This window comes from Ornithinibacillus massiliensis (assembly GCF_018310345.1).
Lineage (GTDB): Bacteria > Bacillota > Bacilli > Bacillales > Amphibacillaceae > Ornithinibacillus > Ornithinibacillus massiliensis.
In genome coordinates this window covers 823,344-845,557 of record NZ_JAGXBY010000001.1, presented here as the reverse complement: position 1 = coordinate 845,557, position 22,214 = coordinate 823,344, and the positions used below count along the sequence as shown (strand labels likewise).

The 22,214-nt window shown below is 38.2% G+C and carries 14 protein-coding genes, 1 pseudogene and 1 riboswitch; of the genes and pseudogenes, 6 read left to right on the top strand and 9 right to left on the bottom strand.

Annotated features, from left to right (window positions below):
• Positions 1 to 245: 245 nt before the first annotated feature.
• The 4 genes and pseudogenes from KGF86_RS03945 to KGF86_RS03930 all read right to left on the bottom strand — a co-directional run bounded on the left by KGF86_RS03945 (position 246) and on the right by KGF86_RS03930 (position 5,089).
• Positions 246 to 1,193: a hypothetical protein gene (locus KGF86_RS03945; protein WP_211741172.1), complete on the bottom strand. Its 948-nt coding sequence runs from the start codon at positions 1,191 to 1,193 to the stop codon at positions 246 to 248.
• A gap of 706 nt (positions 1,194 to 1,899) precedes the next feature.
• Complete coding sequence (locus tag KGF86_RS03940; protein WP_186868431.1) at positions 1,900 to 2,925, bottom strand: STAS domain-containing protein; 1,026 nt, start codon at positions 2,923 to 2,925, stop codon at positions 1,900 to 1,902.
• Positions 2,926 to 3,192: 267 nt separating this feature from the next.
• Positions 3,193 to 3,303, bottom strand: a pseudogene (locus tag KGF86_RS03935) (family 1 glycosylhydrolase); the annotation flags it as partial.
• A gap of 697 nt (positions 3,304 to 4,000) precedes the next feature.
• A complete protein-coding gene (locus tag KGF86_RS03930; RefSeq protein ID WP_186868430.1) occupies positions 4,001 to 5,089 on the bottom strand; it encodes an NAD(P)-dependent alcohol dehydrogenase in 1,089 nt (362 codons plus the stop codon).
• Between the two features lie 1,090 nt (positions 5,090 to 6,179).
• On the opposite strand from KGF86_RS03930, the gene KGF86_RS03925 reads away from it, so the two are divergent.
• The 3 genes from KGF86_RS03925 (at position 6,180) to yidA (ending at position 9,838) form a co-directional block, all read left to right on the top strand.
• Positions 6,180 to 7,445, top strand: coding sequence for a metal-dependent hydrolase family protein (locus KGF86_RS03925; protein ID WP_211741171.1), 1,266 nt, complete (start codon positions 6,180 to 6,182; stop codon positions 7,443 to 7,445).
• Between the two features lie 141 nt (positions 7,446 to 7,586).
• Positions 7,587 to 8,756, top strand: coding sequence for a hypothetical protein (locus KGF86_RS03920; protein WP_246521276.1), 1,170 nt, complete (start codon positions 7,587 to 7,589; stop codon positions 8,754 to 8,756).
• Positions 8,757 to 9,007: 251 nt separating this feature from the next.
• Entirely contained in the window at positions 9,008 to 9,838 is an 831-nt protein-coding gene (yidA, locus tag KGF86_RS03915) for a sugar-phosphatase (RefSeq protein WP_186868428.1), read from the top strand.
• 466 nt (positions 9,839 to 10,304) lie between these two features.
• On the opposite strand, the gene KGF86_RS03910 is transcribed toward yidA, so the two are convergent.
• A complete protein-coding gene (locus tag KGF86_RS03910; RefSeq protein WP_211741170.1) occupies positions 10,305 to 11,687 on the bottom strand; it encodes a 6-phospho-beta-glucosidase in 1,383 nt (460 codons plus the stop codon).
• 198 nt (positions 11,688 to 11,885) lie between these two features.
• On the opposite strand from KGF86_RS03910, the gene KGF86_RS03905 reads away from it, so the two are divergent.
• The gene (locus tag KGF86_RS03905; RefSeq protein ID WP_211741169.1) at positions 11,886 to 12,755 is read left to right on the top strand and encodes a MurR/RpiR family transcriptional regulator; all 870 of its coding nucleotides are present in this window, start codon (positions 11,886 to 11,888) and stop codon (positions 12,753 to 12,755) included.
• Between the two features lie 151 nt (positions 12,756 to 12,906).
• Positions 12,907 to 13,890 carry an NAD(P)H-quinone oxidoreductase gene (locus tag KGF86_RS03900; protein ID WP_186868424.1) on the top strand — a complete coding sequence of 328 codons (984 nt, stop codon included), beginning with the start codon at positions 12,907 to 12,909 and terminating at the stop codon, positions 13,888 to 13,890.
• Between the two features lie 75 nt (positions 13,891 to 13,965).
• Here KGF86_RS03900 and KGF86_RS03895 read toward each other — a convergent pair whose 3' ends face one another.
• The gene (locus KGF86_RS03895) at positions 13,966 to 15,651 is read right to left on the bottom strand and encodes a DUF2207 domain-containing protein (protein ID WP_211741168.1); all 1,686 of its coding nucleotides are present in this window, start codon (positions 15,649 to 15,651) and stop codon (positions 13,966 to 13,968) included.
• A gap of 263 nt (positions 15,652 to 15,914) precedes the next feature.
• Positions 15,915 to 16,087, top strand: a riboswitch (Lysine riboswitch).
• A gap of 234 nt (positions 16,088 to 16,321) precedes the next feature.
• Here KGF86_RS03895 and nhaC point away from each other — a divergent pair.
• Positions 16,322 to 17,701 (top strand): Na+/H+ antiporter NhaC, encoded by a 1,380-nt coding sequence (gene nhaC / locus KGF86_RS03890; protein ID WP_186868422.1) that lies wholly within the window; start codon positions 16,322 to 16,324, stop codon positions 17,699 to 17,701.
• 243 nt (positions 17,702 to 17,944) lie between these two features.
• On the opposite strand, the gene KGF86_RS03885 is transcribed toward nhaC, so the two are convergent.
• From KGF86_RS03885 to mbcS, 3 genes are all read right to left on the bottom strand, one after another.
• Complete coding sequence (locus KGF86_RS03885) at positions 17,945 to 18,670, bottom strand: hypothetical protein (RefSeq protein WP_211741167.1); 726 nt, start codon at positions 18,668 to 18,670, stop codon at positions 17,945 to 17,947.
• A 247-nt stretch (positions 18,671 to 18,917) separates the two neighbouring features.
• On the bottom strand, positions 18,918 to 19,859 hold the full coding sequence (locus KGF86_RS03880; RefSeq protein ID WP_186868420.1) for an LCP family glycopolymer transferase: 942 nt from the start codon (positions 19,857 to 19,859) through the stop codon (positions 18,918 to 18,920).
• Positions 19,860 to 20,499: 640 nt separating this feature from the next.
• Positions 20,500 to 22,077 carry an acyl-CoA synthetase MbcS gene (gene mbcS, locus KGF86_RS03875; RefSeq protein WP_211741166.1) on the bottom strand — a complete coding sequence of 526 codons (1,578 nt, stop codon included), beginning with the start codon at positions 22,075 to 22,077 and terminating at the stop codon, positions 20,500 to 20,502.
• Positions 22,078 to 22,214 lie beyond the last annotated feature (137 nt).

Sequence of the window (22,214 nt, the reverse complement as noted above, 5' to 3'; positions counted from 1 at the left end):
TATCAATCCAATAAGGAAGACACCTACTCTATTAACTGGATTGAGCCTTTTTATCGATTAATTCCATAAAATTTCTGATTTGCTAACCCTCATTTAAATTTATTACTACATGAAAAACCGACTACTATAAATCCGGTTGGTCACCGTTTTATACTAGCCGATTAGTCGTTACCTTCAACACATTCATTCTGCCACATCTTTCTAACATTCTGTCATAGTTTATCTCTTTCGGAATAATCGTCTTGTTAATCTTTCACCTCAAATGTATCAATAATCAAATACCCTCTCTCCAAAGCTGGCTGGAAGTAGTGCATATACCGTCGTTGAAACTTCTCTAGGTAGTCCTTCTCTTTTTGAAGCTCCTCCTTATTGCAGTTTACTAAAATGAGAATTAACTTTGCTCTTACATGATTCCTTCCAGTATAGAGGTTAATATCATTAAGCATGTTTTGAATTCGGTCCACATTTGCCATGCTGAATGGTGAATACATCATCTTAAAGAAGTAATGCATTCCGTCTACATGTAGAAAGGCATTGTAAATTCTTCGCTTCTCAATGATGTGTTGATCCGGAATATCAATTCTTACATGATAAGCGATATCTTCTAGTGGGAGTCCTAGGTTGTGAGCAACCTGTTTCAGAGCTTGTCGTTCAATGTTTTCCTCTAGATCCGTACTCGTTCCTTTAATTAGCTTACTATGTTCCTGTTTAAATGTAGGAATGGCTTCATTTTCTTCTGGGGTCTTAGTAGGGGATTCCTTACTGGAGTAGGACATGACTTCATCGTCATTTTCTTTTTCCTTTTCCGAAGCGGGGACAACATTAGCTGCCGTGTTTATCGTAACCGTTTGGTTGCTCAGTTGGTTGGATATCTGATTCATGGAATTCACCATAAATGTAAGCATTTCTTGTTTGAAATGACTATATTCTACGCTTAGTCTGTTATTGACTTCTGTTAATTCCTCCTGTTTTTCTTCCACCCGCTTCATTTTCTTCTCCACAGAGAATATCCTTCCCAAGCTCAACTTATCAAAGGAAAAACTAAGACCAACTAATGCGATGAGCATGATTAAAGCAACATGCTCAGGGGATAAAACGATATTCTTATATAACGACCAGATGATGATGGAACTGATGAAGATGAGAATTAGGATGATGATGAGGTGGTGGAAACTGATTTTTGTTTTTTTCATAATTCCCCTCCTGGTGTTTGAGCAGTTTTAAATTTGTATTTAGTACTATCATATGGTTGATTGTATTTAAAGATTACTTGGTTAGGTATTTGGTGATTATAATGCGGTTTAAGTACTATTTTCGATTTTAATTGCATGAATAAAGAATCATATCCTCTCAAAGCAATCCGTTATTCTATGATAAAACAACATGAGCAATGAAAGAAGAGCTAAATGCTATTATCAAACAACTTGAAGAAATCAAATCATAAAATTATTAGGAAAGTGGTATTAACAAATTATGGTGGAACGGAACAGGTTACTGTTTCACCCCTTTTTGTGAACTACGATTAGTTTGTGATGATGTATATCAGTCTATAATCGTGCTTTGGTTAACCTACCTTCTCCAAAAAGTACTGCATATAACTTTTTCTAAAATTCGAGTGTTCCTATTCCTTATACATGGATTGAATATTTGCCATTCGGCAGATAGAAATAGAGATGGTATCTTATTCTTCAAACATATAAGTTTGTAATGTTACCTCTACATTAATAAGGTTTTATCAACTACCACTCTTCTATAAACCGAAGCCACTTTAGTTTAATACCATTTAACTAACAATCCACCTTGTAATCGCATCAACAAATACGATTACAAGGTGGATTGTTGTATTACTCATATCCCGTTTTCAATAACTACTATTATTCATCTGGCCCTAAAAAATCGCTATATCCTTTTATTTTTTATTAATTCATACCCTGTTTGTTCTAGAGCATATGCTACTCCCCGTTGAAGAGTAGAAAAGGAAGTAATAGCTGACATATCAATTTCTGATTGGCTAATTTTAATACTTAATTCCTTCGATATCCCAACTAAAACACACTCTCCCCCGAGCAAGCGAATTGCCTGAACTAAGCTCTGAATGCAGCTAATGGTATATGCATCAATATTGGTTAATCCAGTTAAATCAATCAAAAGGTAATTCGCTTGTTGTCTAGAAATCTCTACTAATGCCTTTTCCATTAAATCTGATATCCGTTCCTCATTAAAGTTTCCAATTAAAGTGGTAACTAAAATCCCCTGTAAAACTGGAATGATTGGTGCGGATAACTCTCTAACCAAAGAGGTTAATTCTGCTGTTCTTTCATTCACCTTTTTCTCTAATTCTTGAATATATCTGGTTTCGGTCTGCCTAGTTAATTCATGAATATTTTGGGTAACGGTGATGGAAGAAGGATAGATTTCAATTTCATCGTACGGATCACCGTTCAATTGACTTTTTCTAATGTTATACCACATATTTTCCTTCAATAATCCGGCAAAAATACCTGCCCAATGACTTGGTAATAGAACACCTGCTTTGTCACGGTCCGAATGTTTAAAAATCCGGTGTTCCCAACTATTTGTTAGCCGGATAACTGCTCGCTTCTCCTTAAAGGAGTAATCCGCAAGCATGAAGTTACCCCATCCAGAATTCCTATAAACATCATTGTATTCTTTAAGAACTTGTTCTATATCTGTACGACCTTCATAATAACTACTTACAAGATGCCCCATTCGATAACCTGTGGCTTCAAATACCGTCTTTGATACCTCTGATCCTGAAACTTCCTCAATTGTATTCATAAATAGTTCAATGGCAGATTCCCAAAACAATAGTATCGGAGCTCCATCAAGAGTTAACTGCCCTTCATGAGTATGCCAAATAAAGTTGCTCGATTTCACTTGTACGCTTACTTTTGAATTTGTCATCTTCCACCTCACGAGATATTAGATATAAATTATGTAGGTATGTAGCCAAAAATAATATTCTTATTATAGCATAAGTTCAATAATCTTTATTTTTCAAAATTCCAGGGTAATAGACAGGGAATTCCAGAGTTAGTCCAAGAATTAAGTAGGATTATCTAGTATTCGCTGATTATTAATTTCGTTAAAAGTAAGCCAATAGGTAATTGTATATGGTAACTTAATAGTGAGCCACCATAGCAATTGAAAACTGAACTACTTTTGACATGACATCTCAAAGTGGGATAGTGTAACTAACTGTTTAATTCCATAGCATAATAGTTCATCAAATAATTCCTCATAAAATTGAAGTCCTTCTTCATTTGGTTCTGTTTCGTCACCAGTAAAACTAGCTAACAATATTCTTTAATAGGATACGAGTAAAATCACTTCATCTCGCTTATGTCATAACCTCATCTATACACTATAAGCTATTATATTCCTATAGTTTTGCTAAAATCTTCTAATAATTAAGGAATTGTGTCTATTATAATCTATCATCTTAATTACATATCGAATCCCATTTAACAAGCAAACTTCAATTTTTTTACACTCATCCTTAACTATTAATCGCTTTGAACTTCCCTTATTTTATAAACTATCCTTTTTAAATAAGGTTCTATTATAAAGCACCAACACCTATTTTACACAAGGTGTCAAATCTTGCACCCCATCCTAAATTTGAGCTTGCTACAATAAAGGTAGATAATGAAAGTGCTTGCGAGACATAAGAAAAGCAAACTTCCAAGGGAGGAAATTGTGTTGAAAGCGAATCGATTAAGCTTAGTACATTCTTTGTTTTCTATCATTAATGAGAATGATGAAAACGAAAACAATACAATTCATTAAAATAAACACAGCAAGTCTCTATTTCATTGATAGCATTATTTGTTCTATCTACAACATAGCCTGGAAACAAAGTTTGTCTCAAATCATTAACCACGACCTATAATAAGAAAAATTGGCTGCTATGATTTCGGCCTAATACCGACTTCATAGCAGCCAATACTACTTACTAGTAGTTAAACTTAGAATAGCCTTACATAGTCAAGATTGGTTTAATAGTAATTCCTTTTCCGGAATCAGCGAATGCCTCATTTATTTCTTCTAAGTCATAGAATTTTACTAATTTATCAAATGGGAACTGGCCATTTTTATAATACTCGATAAGTTGTGGAATGAATAATTGTGGGATAGCATCTCCTTCAACTACCGCTACAATTGATCTTCCTTCGTTCAATAAGTCTTGTTGTACGTTTAATGTTACTTCTCCAGTTGCACCGACAACAGCAACTGTACCTAAGCTACGAAGTGATTGAACAGATTGCACAACTACTGGTGAAACGCCAGTGGTTTCAACTGCATAATGAGTTCCGCCATCTGTGATTTTTCTAATCTCTTCTACTGTATCTACTTTAGATCCGTTGATGACATGTGTTGCGCCTAATTCTTTCGCAAGTTCTAAACGATTTTCATGTACATCTACAGCAATGATTTTAGAGCAGCCTCTAATTTTAGCAGCCATTACAGCACTTAAGCCTACAGCTCCACATCCAAATACAGCAATTGATGATCCGAATTCTGGTTGTAATTTATTGATAACAGTACCTGCTCCAGTTTGGATTCCACATCCTAATGGTCCAAGAAGTCTAAGGTCAACTTCTTTATCCACTTTTACTACGTTTCTTTCGTTAGAAACAGCATACGTACCAAATGAAGACTGACCAAAGAAAGTAGAAACCTCTTGATCTCCTTGAGAGATACGATGCGTACCATCTTGCATTTTACCACCGAAGTTGAACTCTGTTAAATAGATACAAGAAGCAGGATGGCCAGTTAAACAATTCTCACAATGTCCACAAGATGAGAAAGATAAAACAACATGGTCACCTGGCTCAACGGTTGTAACACTAGAGCCAACCTTTTCAACAATACCAGAACCTTCATGCCCTAGCACCGCTGGAAGTTGCACCGGAATAATTTGATCACGCGCAACAGCATCTGTATGACATACACCAGCTGCAACAACTTTAACTAGAACTTCATTTGCCTTTGGTTCAGCAAGCTCAACATTTTCAATTTTGAACTCTTGTCCTTTTTCGTGAACAACTGCACCTTTAATTTGCATCTTACATCTACCCCCTATTTATGTAATACATAATAATTATAGGTAATAAAATATCAAACGTAAAAATAAACGACTTTTGTCATTTTTTGTCGAAACCGCTACCACATAGGCGCTATAGCCATTAAACCATACAAAAAAATATTATTTTCCTCGCTAAATTTCCCCCAACCAGTAGCTCCTATGCAAGGAAAATTTATCCTGCTAAAGTCTAATTCTAGGATGGTTGCCTGTACGCTGGTCTACTCATATAAACGATTTTCGCTGCTTGAATAATTCCCCCTCTAATCCCCCCAAGCAACTCCGGCTTAAGCTCCAAAACGGCCGGCTACTTTTACTCTGGATTTTCCTCGGACTAGGCCATTCCACTTTCCTTTTTGCTTTAAACGACCTGGTCTTTCGCGCGAAAATTACTGGATTTCGCGCGGGGTTGGCTGGATTTCGCGCGAGGCTGACTGGATTTCGAGGGGGCTGTCTGGAATTCGTGCGGGCTTGACTACGTTTCGCTCGGGGCTGGCTGCGTTTCGCGCGGGACTGGCTACTTTTCGCTCGGGGCTGGCTGCGTTTCGCGCGACCTCATATGAATTTCGCGCGACACTGTAGTACTCGCGCGATTTCTGGACATGTTCGCGCGATTTCCCTTGACTCTCGCGCGAATACCGAACGTTCTCGCGCGATTTTTCCATAAACCCGCGCGAAAATATAGAAGCTGCTAACCTAACAAGGATAGGAGCTAAATCTGGCATCCTCTCCAATAGCCAACTCCTATTGAAATAAGCACCCTTACCTTTCTCCCATCCCCTTATAGGTATTTAGACCTATTTTTCATTTTGATAAAACCTTCATTATTTCGATAACAAACGTAATGGTTGCGTTTTCTTTTAATATTTAAAATTACCATATATAAAGGAATTTTTAGAAAATATCTAGTCAAAGGAATTTTCATGTGGTAGAATCCTTTAAAATCAAAAATTTCTAATTCAACTACATAACAATTTAGAAGGTGATACATTCCGCAGATGTAAATGGGTTTCGTTTAGCGTTTCGATTTTGTAATTACAATGAACATAATATTTAAAGGAGCGTGCTGGTAATGGCTTATACACTTATCAAAAATGGTACATTAATCGATGGAAATGGCGGACAACCAATTGTGGATGCTTGCGTTTTAGTAAAAGATAATGTGATTCAAGCAGCGGGAAAATTGGCTGACATTCAAATTCCAAGTGAAAATGTTACGGAAGTTGATGTAAATGGTGGATTTATTTTACCTGGGTTTATCGATACGCATGTACATATGATGTTCGAGGTTGGACCGGTGGAAAAACAAGTAACCACGCCTTTTTCATACCGGTTTTACCAGGCTACTCAATTTATGAAACGAACACTCGATGCTGGTATTACAACTGTACGTGATGCAGGAGGAACGGATGCCGGTGTCAAACAGGCCATAAAGGATGGTATCGTGCCAGGACCACGAATGCAAATTAGTATCACTCCACTAACCATCACCGGTGGGCATGGGGACAGTTGGATGCGTTCTGGTATCGACCTGACCTTACACGGCTATCCGGGAAGCCCGGACGGTTTGTGTGATGGTGTTGAAGAAGTCACTAAAAAGGTTCGCGAGGTACTTCGAGCTGGGGCAGATGTTATTAAGGTTCACGCAACTGGTGGTGTTCTCAGCCCAACCGATCATCCAGAGTTTACCCAGTATAGTCAGGAAGAGCTTGAGGTAATGGTTCGTGAAGCAGCATACCGGCGTGGCTTAAAAGTAATGGCCCATGCACAAGGTAAAGAAGGAATTAAAAATGCAGTTCTTGCCGGAATACATTCGATCGAACACGGAATTTTCATTGATGATGAGGTGGCAAAACTAATGGTTCAGCATGGTACGTATCTCGTGCCAACCCTACTAGCACCTGTATCGGTATTAGAGAATGCTGAGGCAAGTGGCTCCATGCCAGAATATGGTGTGCAAAAATGTCGCGAAGTCGTGGAATACCATAAAGAAAGCATCGCACTCGCCTATCAAGCCGGCGTTAAAATTGCCATGGGAACAGATGCAGGAGTGATGGCTCATGGTACCAACCTTCGTGAACTAGGTCTGATGTGTGAGATTGGAATGTCCCCTATGGAATCCATTGTTGCAACAACTAAGACAGCGGCAGAATGCATGGGCTGGGAGGACCAAATTGGAACAGTAGAAGCTGGTAAACTAGCTGACATCGTCATTACGAGTACAGATCCATTAACCGATATCCGCTCATTAGAGAACAACGATAACATTGTCGCTGTTTTTAAAGATGGCGAATTAGTAAAAAATAAGCTAAATAAAGTACCCGCAACGAGTAACTAACTGAAACAGGAGAATCCCTCAAACAGGGCTTCTCCTCCCAACATTATGTTTAGTGGCGTGAAATTCACTGCGGCAATGGCTACGTAATATATTTCGATGTTTGAAAATTCAAATTAAATACACTTTAAGGGGATGACCATCATGAATGAACCTGTCGTTGCGACAATGCTTATTTTACTTTTATTAGGTGTAGGTGAATTTTTATCGATTAAGTCTAGAGCACGTATTCCAATGCTTCTAGTAGTCATGTTGGGATACTTATTACTTCTGTGGACAGGCATTTTTCCAAAGGACCTAATCGGTTCATCCGCATTAACTGCATTTGGCGGACTCATGATTGCACCATTAATCGTACATATGGGAACGATGGTACCCTTCAAACTTCTGAAGGCGCAGATTAGGGCTGTATTTATCGCATTATTCGGGATTATTGTTGCAGCAGTCTTCGTATTGCTCCTTGTCCCAATACTCTTTGACTACGCCTCAGCAGTTGCTGGAATTGGTCCGCTTACAGGAGGAACGATTGCCTTTATCTTAACAACAGACAGGCTTCAGGAGCTAGGGTTGGTTAGCTTAATTACCATACCTGCATTAGTTATTGCCATTCAAGGATTAATCGGCATGCCACTAGCGACACACTATCTACGGCGGCATGCTTATCACATTAAAAGGGAATTATCCTCTAATGGCACTATCGAAATAGCAGCGACAAGTACTAGCTCTATCAAGGAGAAGACAAGAAAAACATGGATTCCGGAAAAATACCAAACCAATGTCATTCTTCTCTTACAGCTATTTATAGGTGGAGCATTAGCTATCTTCTTAGGAAATCTTACTGGAATAAGCTATAGCCTTTGGGCACTTATTGTTGGTGTCGTTGGTGCACTCTTAGGATTCTACAATGATAAAATGATGGATCGTTCCAATTCATTTGGGATCGCTATGGTTGGCCTGATTATTTATTCATTAGGAGCGATGAATGACATTACACCGAGTATGTTTGTTGGCTACATCCCAGTTGTACTCACGATTATGGTAGTCGGGATTCTTGGTATTATTGCTGGAGGAATTATTGCCTCTAAACTCATGAAATGGGATTTGAATAAAGGGGTACCTGTTGCTTTAACAGCTTTATTTGGATTCCCAGGCGATTATATTATCTGCGAGGAGGTCAGCCGTAGTGTAGCTGATAATGAGAAAGAACGACAAGCAATTTTCAATGAAATCCTTACCCCCATGCTCGTCGGCGGCTTCACCACTGTCACCACAGCTTCTATTGTAATCGCTAGTATTCTAGTTCAGACATTGTAAGAAACGAAGGGGCGTTTTATGGCAGCGTCCCTTCGTTATTTATTGATTTAAAAAATACTGAACCCTTATCCGTCAAGCCACGTTTACATATTTTCTGCCACTTATACTCCTCACATAAATATTTTCCGCCTAAAACACACTCTCCCACCACAAGACACCTGTACATGAAATGAAACCATTAAGACCAAACACATGCTAAACATCGTATATTATTTTATAATAGAGTTATCAGTTAAAGAATGGAGATTATTATGTACAAATTAATTGCAATTGATATGGATGGTACACTTTTAAATGACCATCATGAAGTACCTGAAAATGTAAAAGCTGCCTTACACCAAGCGAAAAAACAAGGAATCAAGGTAGTCCTCTGTTCCGGGCGCCCCATTGGTGGGATGCGGAGCTATATTAGGGAACTAAACTTAGATGAAGACGGTGACTATGCCATTGCGTATAACGGTGCATTTGTACAAAACACGTATTCAAACGAAGTGGTAGCAGAATTATCACTAAAACACGATGATTTGCAAAACCTTTACGACCATAGTTTGGAACTGAACACTCCTATGCACTTCTTTGATGTAAATGGACTTTATACACCTAATGCTGATATTAGTGAATATACCGTGCTAGAATCCTATTTAAACAAGATCCCGCTAGGATATCGCCAGGTAAGTGATGTACCAAAGGATATATCCATACCAAAAATTATGTATATTAATAAACCGGAAAAGCTCACCCATACCATTCAATCCCTTCCAGAGAGTCTAACGGATCAATATAATATCGTTCAAAGCTCACCATACTTCTTAGAATTCGTCCATCCAAATGCAAGTAAAGGCAATGCGGTAAGAAAGCTAGCAGAGCTACTTGGTATTAAACAAGAGGAAGTTATGTGTATTGGTGATAACGGAAATGATATTTCCATGATTGAATATGCAGGGTGTGGCGTGGCAATGAGGAACGCGATACCAGAGGTAAAAGCAGTAGCAGATTTTGAAACACTTAGTAATAATGAAGGCGGCGTAGCATATGTCATTGAAAAAGTGGCGCTCAAAGATTTAAGCGAAAGCCTCACATAATAGATTGGGCAGGATGAATTGAAGTTTCCTTCAGTATCATGTCTAATTGAATTTATCTGCCTTTTAATAATGGTCAATCAGAAAAGGACTTATTTCTGGTTGGCTTTTTTATATTCGTCAACTACTAGACAGGACATGTTTGGTTTATTTTTGTATTGTTTATTTAAAGGGACCGTACTTAGGTCCGTGTGCAAGTTCACCTGTTGGTTCATTTGGTAGTCTGTAACTCGGTCCATTTTCTAAGTCCACCTTACTTCTACCGTTTAATAGCTTTATATATTGCTATAAGTAGTAGTCAAGGCTATATTATGTGTTCATATTAAGAGAACCTTCAATCTATGAGCAACCTAATCAAACAATGTACTAACCATGTCTAATACATTCACCAGCTACAATCGACCCTTTCACAGAAAAAACAGGTGCTCCATTCCAGAACACCTGTTACGCTATAAAATAATACTATCCCTTAAACTAATTCCCTAGCAATCTCATCTTTTACTGTCACGCCAGCTGCTTCTAGCTCGGCAATTTTTTCAGCAAACTGTGGTAAATATTTCTTGTGGGCAATTAATAATTCATCTAGCACACGCTTTGCTGTTTCACCACTTGGAATTAATGGATTGATAATAAAGGCTTGAAGAGCTAAACCATAATCACCGGTCACAGCTGCTTCTTCTACTACTAGTTCCATATTCTTCATCACTTGTAGCCAGCCTCTTTCTGCTGGTGGAAGTGAACCAAATGCAATTGGCCTTGCACCGGTTGCACCGATATATGCAGAAACTTCTACAACCGTATCCGCTGGAAGGTCTGGAACTGCACCATTATTCTTCGTTGATACCACAATATGTGTATTTTTGTTTGCATAAATCGATGCAATTGTTTCGCATGCTGCATCAGAATAGTGTGCACCACCACGTTTAGATAATTGCTCTGGCTTATAATCTAGATTAGGATCTTGATACAGCTCGAATAATTCAGCTTCTGTTTGCTTCACTTGCTGTGCACGTGTCCCAGTCTCCGGATCATTGTATTCCTCAAGCATGTGGTTAAGCATTTCTTCATAACGGTAATAATAACGGTGATATCCACATGGAATCATATTCATTTTTTTCACTTGATCAATAAAGAATGGGATATCATGAATATTTGCTGGAATACCGGCATCACTACTGTACATCTTTTCGATGATTTCGCCTGTTACATCATTCCCCTGTAAGTCTTTCACACGATGCCAATGGAAATGATTTATACCGGCAAATGAGTATACAAGCTCATCTAGAGATTTTCCGATTAGTTCGGGCTCTGCCATCATCGCACCAACTGGAACATTACATAGTCCGATAACTTTTTCCCATTTACCATAACGTATAATCGTATCGGTTACCATACCAGCAGGGTTTGTAAAGTTAATCAGCCAAGCATCTGGGCATAGTTCCTTCATATCTTCTACTATACCTAAGATAATTGGAATAGTCCTAAATGCTTTAAAGATTCCACCAGGTCCATTCGTTTCTTGACCAATTATTCCATAAGAAAGCGGAATACGTTCGTCTTTCACCCGAGCATTTAATAAACCAACACGGAATTGCGTGGTAACGAAATCCGCATCTTTCAATGCTTCACGACGATCTAACGTTAGATGTACTTTTACATCATAAGGGGAAGCATCCCACATTCTTTGTGCCATGGTACCTACTGTTTCTAGTTTTTCTTTTCCATCTTCTATATCCACAAGCCAAATTTCTCGAATAGGAAGTTCGTCATATCGTTTAATAAAACCTTCCATCAGTTCAGGAGTATAGCTACTTCCTCCACCAATGGTTACTATTTTAACACCTTTAGTCATTACTTTTTCCTCCTTATTCTAATTGCAGTTGGTAGTTTGTAACTGTTTTCATTATTACATCTTCATTATAAGTAGGAGGATAAGATAAACAAGTGACTTTGGTGATAATCATTATAGATTCACAGATTCGTTTACAAAAATCTATTATTTTTGTAAATAGCATTTACATATTGGTATAGTAAAGAGAGGTGATGCGCTATGTTACTAACCGAAAAAATGAAAGATGACATTTTTTCCCCTTCTGAGAGGGCCATTATCAACTATATGTTTGAACAGCTTGAATTAATCCGAGACAAAACGACAAAGCAGATAGCAGAAGAAACATTTACACATCCCTCCACATTAGTTCGAATCGCTAAAAAGCTCGGCTATAATGGATGGATTGAGCTTAAAGATCATTTTCTTCATGAAATGGAATATTTAAATAGCCATTTTACCAATGTAGATGCCAATTTCCCATTCCATGAGCATGATCATTTACTAAATATCGCCAATAAAATGGCAACATTACATCAAAACACCATCAAAGACACACTGTCACTTATGAAGTTTGATGATTTACAAAAGGCAACAACACTACTAGATCAGGCAACAGAAATTAAAATTTTTGGCATTACAAACAACCTCATCCTCTGCCATGATTTTAAAGCACATATGAACCGGATTGGGAAGCGAGTTAGCATCTGTTCTATTGATTCGGAATTTGAAGCAGCAAGTTCTAATTCGCAGACAGTGGCTATTCTGATTTCTTATAGTGGAGAAAGTCACGTCTCTCATAACATTCTCCCGTTACTACAAAAAAGAAAAACACCTATCATTGCAATAACAAGCATTGGAGACAATACATTAAGCAAACAAGCCGATTGTGTATTTCGAATTACAACAAGGGAAAAATTATATTCCAAAATAGGCAGCTTTAGCTCCAATAACTCAATAGGCTTCTTATTAGACGTTCTCTATGCCTGTGTTTTCTCGAAGGATTATCAGAAGAATCTCGAATATAAAATTCAAATATCAGAACGTTATGATCATCGGAAGAGTTCGAATAAGGTTATGGAAGAGGAATAGTATACGTCAAATACATATTCGTTAAGTGAGTGTGTTCATACTGACAGCGAAAAGCGCCCCAAACACCCTCACTTGAATCCCCCCACCAACATCTGATACGCTAAAAAGGAATTATATTTTAAAAAAATCCACATAAAAGAGGGTTATCAATATGAAAGCGATTATGACGAAACAACCGGGTGGAGCGGAACAATTACATGTGACAGATGTACCGAAGCCAGAACCCCGTGAAGGTGAACTATTAATTAATGTAAAAGCCGCAGCAATTAATCGTACGGATATTCTTAATCGTGAAGGTCGGACCGGTTATATGACGAATCCCATTCTAGGAATTGAAGTAGCTGGTATCGTGGAAGAAGTCGGACCGAATACAGAAGTAAAAGTCGGTACTCGGGTGATGGGGCTTGTGAATGGTGGAGGGTATGCAGAATATGCAATCATGCCAGCAGAGCGAGCAATGATTATTCCAGAAGGCTTATCCTTTGAAGAGGCAGCGGCCATTCCAGAAGTATTTCTAACCGCATATCAAACCTTATATTGGTTAGGTAGCCTGAACAAAGGGGAAACTGTACTTGTCCATGCTGGCGGAAGTGGTGTCGGAACTGCAGCAATTCAGCTGGCAAAACAGATTTCTTCAGCAAACGTTATCACAACAGCTGGCTCAAAAGCAAAACTAGATTTTGCACAATCCTTAGGCGCAGATTACGGAATCAATTATAAGGAAAAGGATTTTTCTGAGGAAGTATCGCACATTACCGATGGTCAAGGGGTCGATCTGATACTAGACTTTGTCGGTGCATCCTATTGGAACAAAAACCTATCTAGTATTAAGGTGGATGGTCGCTGGGTATTAATTGGTATCCTTGGGGGAGCACAAGTAGAAGTGAACTTGATGGAACTAATGAGCAAACGAGTTCAACTAACAGGCACATTACTTACACCTAGAAGTGATGAATATAAGGCGAAGCTAACAGTTGATTTTTCCCAAGCTACGATAGAATTATTTGAATCAAAACAGCTTAAACCGATTGTCGATTCTGTCTTTGCTTTTGAGGATGTTCAACAAGCACATCGACACATGGAAGAGAATAAAAACATCGGGAAAATCATCTTAAAAGTCGATTCATCAAGCTAAACAAATGTGCACGTTACCCTATTGCACAAAAAAACAATGCTTAGTGGGCATCCTCCCACTAAGCACTTTACATGGTTAAAAAGCACCCGAACCTCCACCACCACCGCCTACTCCTGTACCAGTCCCTACAGTCGTCGTGGAGGATGAATTAGTAGTTGCAGCAGTAACCGCATCTGCCTCACTAAAGTGCAGATTCGCAGTTGATGCAAGAAGCAGATACATCATAACGTTCGATGAATCCATGCTTTTATTCGATGTGAATATTGGGTTATTCCATATTTTTATTCCCTTATCATTCATACCATATGCATAGTTAACAGCGATGATTTGCTCATCTGTGCTCCATTTCTCCAATTGATTGGGTGGTATTCTATCGAAGTTCTTATTAAACTGTTTCCATTCCTCCCAAATCTTCGCACCTTCTAATGTCTTCGGATTGTAAAAAATACTAAAAGCAAGTAATCCAAGAAACAGAATAATAGAAACTGCCATCCACATAAACAGTTCATGAATACCAAAGAAAACGGCTAATGGAACAAGTAGCAAGCTCAAGAGGGCAACCGTCCATCTAAAGCCTTTCTTTGCTTTAGTAAGTTCTTTCGATTTTACTTCTTGCTTTATTGCGTATATCCATGCTTGAACATGTTCGTTGTAATCATTATGATTCGATTCATCCTCTAAAAATGTTTGCAGTTCTTTAAATCTAAATGTTTTTCCATTACCAATTGTATCAAATAAAAAGTTGATTAACATGTACTCATGGTCATACTCGGTATAACGATCGACTAACAAGAACGTTTCTTGATTTTTTGTTCGCACATAACCTTTCCGAACTAATTCTAATAAAGATGACGTTAGTAACTGGTCTTTCGGTGTGAATGAATTAGTATAATAGATTGTTGCTGGTATGCTCATGTTAAGCTTAGGTATCGTTAACTCCTCTTTTATACGGCGTTGCACATCATGTTTTAGCTCCATTTTTTGCCGTATGCTGACGAAGAGCAATAGAACAAGAAATAGTCCAAAGCCACCAACTATATAAGGAGCGATACGATTTAACCATGCTTTCCTATCCTGGAACGCGGCTAGCTTAGCTTCATTATCTGCTATTTGTTCCAGAATCGAATCTTTCATCATTTTTTCACTGGTTAATGGAGCAGCACCAAAAAGTGTCTCATCATATACTACTTGAATGTCCCCATTCTTCCCATCTTCCACATAACCTAATGAAAATACGGCACCACCATCCGCTGTTACTTCTGCTGTATCATATGCTTCATCATAACCATAAGCCGTAACCTGAACCGCCCTAGCAGGTGGATGTACATAAATCGTCATGTTCTCATATACCGATTCATTACTACTATCAAAAAATGGCCAGTAGAACTGGGCAACATCCTGATACACCTCTACCCCATTCATAATCGTATAACCGAGTTCTATCGTTACCGTTTCTTCATTACCTTTTCGATAGATTTTATATTCGCTATCCTCTTTTTCTACCTTCAATGGCGATCCAGCTTCACTTGCTACAAAATCTTCAATAGCGGTACCTTTCTTCGGAATTATCGTGCGAGTAATACCATTAAATTCACCTTCAAAATCATACGTGAACCTTTCTTTTACCGCAACATCCCCGCTTTCCATTAAATAGGCATCTATCTGAACATCCTTAATAACATAATCCACTTCGGCAAATGCTGGCTCTACAAAAATGAAAAAGGTAAATAGGAAAATGATCGTAACGATCAGTTTTTTCATAAAAAGCAACTCCTTTAGTTTATATACGGATGTTGGATGGATTTGGTTTCAGGTATGTTAGATAGAGGTGTACATCTAATTGCAATTATACGAATTGAATTGGAGTTGTAAAACAAGCCCTACCAGCTACCAATATAGTAGAATGCTAACATACTCCTGCTTGCATACAATCCAATACCCTGATGATTCCAAATACTTGCAAACATACCAAATTATCTAGTATAGTATAATTTGTTGAAAAATTTAATAATACCTTACCAGGTCGGTGAGGTAGAGGCGCGAACATTATGAGTAATCAATCGGAGTATGACATCGATGATGATTGTGGAAAGGAATGCTCGCCGAAGCGTAATAAGGGTCAATCTTATTATTGCTGGGATGTCTTTGAATAAGAGGCATACTGTCATGCAGGTCTGCATGGAGAACTACTGATCGAATGGAAGATGCCATATTGGAAACAATGATAGGTTATTTTCTATCATTGTTTTTTTGTGTCTTTTTTTCTATCTCCATTTTTAAGACAGGCTACTTTTTAGGCATTGGAGGTAAGGTAAATGAATAAACTAGCTCAACGAGAATAGTCGACAAAAGCGCACTTGATTTACTGTGCGAATTATAAAAGGCTACATACATCGTTACAAAGCAAGTTCATAAAAAAGGAGAAAAAACTATGAAACTATCAACTTGGAAAGCGATTCTACTGCTTGTGTTATCATTTACTGTCGTTTTAGGCGGCATCATATATCTTGGAACCCCTACCACTATTACACTCATTACAGCTGGGGTAGTCGTGATCACCTTATCACTTATCTGGGGAATATCCTGGGAAAAGATAGAAGAAGACTTAATTGAAACAATTAAATCGATGCTTCCAGCTATTTTGATTTTGCTAGCTGTTGGGATGCTAATCGGTGCTTGGATGCTGTCTGGAACCATTCCATTAATTGTCTATTATGGCTTGGTAAGCATTGACCCGTCCTTTTTCTTAATTATTACTGCACTTGTCTGTTCGTTTATGTCTATTATGGCAGGAACTTCCTGGGGAACCATTGGTACAGTAGGGGTTGCCTTAATGGGTGTGTCGCTTGGACTTGGTATTCCCGTACATTACACGGCTGGAGCTATTGTCGTTGGGGCTTTCTTTGGAGATAAACTCTCTCCCTTATCTGACACCACGATTATGGCACCAACCATGGCTGGGGTGAAGCTTGTTGACCATATTAAACATATGCTCTGGACAACGATTCCAGGTTATCTTATCTCATTAGTCCTTTATTTGATTCTAGGCTTCCAATTCGGTGGGCAAATCGAGAATAGTGAGAATGTGAATCTGATTCTATCCACGTTGAGCGAGAATTTTAATCTCAACCCGATATTAATTATTCCACCACTACTTGTCTTACTCTTAATTTATTTTAAAAAGCCAACACTCCCTGTATTCGGTGTAGGTATTATTGCTGGTTGTGTATTGGCGGTTATTTTCCAAGGAAGAGATGTTTTGGAAGTATTTTCAGCATTAAATAATGGGTATTCTCAAGCAACAAACATACCAATCGTGGATGAGATTGTACAACGAGGCGGAATCTCGAGTATGTTGGGTACCGTTGCTTTGCTTATTAGTGCTGCGGTATTTGGATCCCCATTAAAATCAGCCGGAGTGGTTCAAATTCTACTAGACAAAATTGTCGCATTAGCTAAAAGTGGTAAGGCTATGATGAGCTCTAGTTTAGCTCTACACGGTATTCTATTCACCATTACAGGAAGTTACTATGTGACATATGCTGTCATCGGTCCAATTATTAGTCCACTATATGACAAATTTGGTCTACATCGTAAAAACTGGTCTCGTACGATGGAGGATACCGGAACCGCTCTAGCCCCACTCATTCCGTGGGGCGTTACAGGAGCATTTGTAGCGGAAACACTACAAGTATCAACTGGAGAATTCTTCCTTTATGCTCCGATGACTTATCTTGGAATAATCTTTGCTTTGATTTATATCTTTAGTGGAATTGGCATTACGAAGGTGCAAGGGAATAAGGGGGAATAGTAACCTAGTGAAGAACCGTGATTAGTGGTTTATCACGTTATAGTGGCGAGGGATTGTTCCTCCCTTTATATAAAATTGGAATTAAAACGATTTGTCTCAACCACACTAAAATTATACCGTAAAACTCATCATCACCGGATAAATCCCATTCAATTCCAAGGGTAATATTCATATTTAAGAACTAACCCAAATAATAATGTTAAAAGCCTTCTAGTCTAACGCTAGAAGGCTAATTTAACCGTACTATCCCAGTGCTTCCGGTACTTCACTAGCATCTCCACCTCCAGGTTCATCTGTTGGATCACCTTTATCCGTTGATGGTGGCTTTTGTGAACCTGTATTATCTTCATTGGTATCACTAGGTGTTGTTGGTTTTTCTTCATTTTCCTTTGGATTAGAATCCGTTTTATTATCTTCTGGTGGGACTTTTTCTTCTTTTTTAGGTGGTGACGTTTGCTTGTCATCTTTTTTGTTTTTAGAATCTGTCGTTTTTTCTTTTTGTTCGTTCTTTTCTGGTCGCGTAGTAGCTGGCTTGTTATTCGTTTTGTCTTGAACAGGTTGTTTATCTTGTCTTACATTAGTTCTTTCTGTGCTGTTTGCCACTGAAGAGTTTTGATTCTCATTTCCTACATTGTCCTCGTGGATACTATCCGACACATCAACTTCCTCTTCCATTGAATTATCTTCCGTATCCTCTGTATCTTCTAAAACCATCGCTTCAGTCTCTTCCTCTGAATTATACCGGTAGCTATCGTCTAAATCGGTAATGGATATCTCATCTTTAACAAAAATATGAGTGCCGTCTACATTGCTTTCTGGTTCTTCTATAGATTGAGGTGACGTTTGATCTGTTATCGTTTTCGCAGGCTGATTCATTAAACTATTAATCACCCAATACCCTCCACCTAGAAGAGGAAGGGCCAATAGAAATGATGCCAATATTCCAATGGTTTCCTTCTTTACCTCCAATTTCATCCTCCTTTCTAAACGGTTTAAATTTCATTATATATAATATAGTATAAAATTCCTGAAATACTAAACAATACGATTACTGCGAATAATATAGCCTTTATACTTACTTTGACTAGCCACTGCAATTCAATAGAATAGTAAGTACCTCTCAAATAAGTAGCATCTACTTAATTAATCAGAGTCATGCCTAAAGAAAAGGCAGCACTAATATCAACAATTAATGCTACCCTATATCCATCTATGATTATTCCAAACTACTATCCCCAACAATCATTCCATGAACCTTCTGCAATTCCTCGTCCGGAACTAGGTAATAATAGATTCCATCAATCATCTTACCGCTACCCTGTAACATATACTCTGTCGTGTTACGTCGAACATCTTTATAATTCAATAATAGGTTTTTCATATCGTCAAAATCCATATTGGTATGCATGTTATTACCAAGAATGTCTATAAAACTATTAATCTTCCCAATAGAAGCGATATTCGCCCCCTTATTAATCGCCGCTTCCACTACTTGTCGTTGACGTCCCGTACGACCAAAATCCCCAGTAGAATCATGCTTACGCATACGCACATAGCCTAGAGCCTCTTTACCATTTAAGTTAAGCTCACCCTTCTTATAATGGTAACCATCAGATTTCCAATCTAGTTCGTTCTGTACGGTAATTCCGCCCAATTCATCAATAAATTCCGTTAACCCTTCCATGTTCATTTCAACATAATAATCTAGTTCTATATCGAGTAAATTCTCTACTGTGGCAATTGACATGTCAATACCACCAAAAGCATACGCATGGTTAATCTTGTCCTCATACCCTTTACCAACAATCATAGTACGTGTATCACGCGGAATACTTACAAGCTGCATCTGGTCTTTATCCGGATATAACGATAGGATCATTAACGTATCGGAACGTCCCCTCTCATTTGCACGAGCATCTAACCCTACTAATAGAATATTCAAGTTATCTAGATTCTCTACCTTCTGCTTCGTTACTTCCCGATCAATATTAACTACCTCTTTGTACATATGTTCATTAACGGTTTTCTTTGCATTACTATAGATGGAATATGCATAAACACCCCCACCAACTACAGCAACTAATAACACGGCAAGCACCGAGATCACTATCTTTTTCCATAAAGCCATCTTTTTCTTTGGTTTTGTCACTTTTGACATGTTAACCTCTTCTTTCAATTAAGTTTTCATTGAAAATTATACCATTTTTTGTCACATTTTATATAGATTTGTAACATAATATTAGAAATATTTTTTCAATCGATTGATTTTTTGGTAAAAGTAATCTCTGATTAGGATGCTCATTACCTATACAATAGTGAAATAAAGGCGCTCCAACCGTTAAATTGTCATGATATTGGCATGGCGATTTTTATTATATTAAACTAGTACTGATTCAAAAAGAAGGGATGTCACTTATATGAACTTACTCCATATCCACCACGTAGCCATCTGTGCCCTTTTTTCGCTCCCCTTCGTCATTTAGGGAATTGATGCAGTCTATCTATTACCTTTTTCTGCTTTCCGTCGGCATTTAGGGCACGGACACACTCTATCTATTACTTTTCCCGCTTTCCCCCCGGCATTTAGGGCACTGAGGCTTCCTCTCTATTACCTTCTCCTGCTTCCTTTCCGGTAAAAGGGCACGGATCAGCCTTCTCTGTTACCTTTTCCTGTTTCCAATCCCGTCAAAGGGCACGGATCACCTTTCTCTGTTACCTTTCTACGCTCCCCTTCCCTCATAACCAATAAAAAACTTCCATCTTTAAAGGATAGTACCTCAATAGATGGAAGTTTATTCTTATGCTTGATTTTTTTCACGCTGTCTTAACTCAACACGGCGGATTTTACCTGATGATGTCTTCGGTAATTCATCAATAAATTCAATTTCCCTTGGATATTTATATGGAGCAGTTAATTGTTTCACATGATCCTGCAATTCTTTCACTAACTCCTCCCCTTTATTTACCACGTTACTTTGTAGAACAACGTATGCCTTCACGATATTTCCACGAATTTCATCTGGACTAGCGATGACAGCACATTCTTTTACCGCTGAATGTTTGACCAAAGCATCTTCTACTTCAAAGGGACCGATTGTATAGCCTGAGCTAATGATAATATCGTCATTTCTACCTTCAAACCAGAAATAGCCTTCCTCATCTAAGGAAGCTTGGTCACCTGTAATATAGAAGTTACCACGACGGGTTTTCTTCGTACGGTCCTCATCCTTGTAATACCCTTTAAATAGTGCTGGGGTATCTAGTGGAATTGCTATGTCGCCAACTTCTCCAACTTTGACAGGATTTCCGTCCTCGTCAATTAATTGTACATTATTTCCTGGAGTTGGTTTCCCCATTGAGCCCGCTTTTACTTTCATACCCTTTAAAAATCCTAATAATAATGTATTTTCCGTTTGACCATAACCATCTCTAACCGTAATATTAAAATGCTTTTCGAATTGGTCGATAACTTCACGATTTAAAGGTTCTCCAGCGGAAACAGCACTGTGGACTGCTGATAAATCATAGTCCTGTAGATTATCTAGTTTCGCCATGAGACGATATTCAGTTGGTGTACAACAAAATACATTGATTTTATTAGTCTCTATTAATGATAGATATTTCTTTGGTTCAAATTTTCCGCTATATACAAACCCGGTGGCACCCGTTCCTAATACAGATAAAAATGGACTCCATACCCATTTTTGCCAGCCTGGAGCTGCCGTCGCCCAAACGGTATCACCATCATGGATTCCAAGCCAATGTACTGGTGCAGAACTCATATGGGCATAGCCCCAAGCATGGGTATGCATAACCGCCTTTGGATTACTCGTTGTACCTGATGTATATGGTAAAAATGCAAGATCATCTCTGGATGTTGGAACGATATCCAATTGATCGGATACAGAAGTCTTTAGACTATCTATATGATTCCATCCATCAATAGAATTACCTATAGTAAATTTCGTAAGCTCCTCATACTGGTCAATCGCCCTAAATTCGTCCGTATAATCTGAATGGCATACGACTCCGCTTACTTCTCCATGCGAAATTCGATACTGCAAATCTTTTGTTCGCAACATCTCTGAACTAGGGATAATGATAATGCCAGTTTTTAATGCTGCAATATATACTTCATATGTTTCAATGAGACGGGGCAACATAACTAGTAATCTATCTCCCTTTTTAAGACCTTGTTCCTTAAATATATTTCCGATCTTATTCGCATTTTTAATTAAGTTTTGATAGGTTATTTTTCGTTGGTCCCCCTGCTCGTCTTCCAAAATTACGGCAACACGATTAGGTTCAGTAGCATATTTTTCAAATTCCATCACGATATTATAATTTTCCGGTGCAATTAAATCTTCTCTATTCAACAATATCACCTCATTTTTAGTACTAGATGCTAATATCCAATCATTATATCAGATTCTATATCGTTAAGTAAGCAATGCAACTTTTGTGATTAGATCACCGATAGGCATCAACGTGCTTTAAGTAAAGCATGAGAACC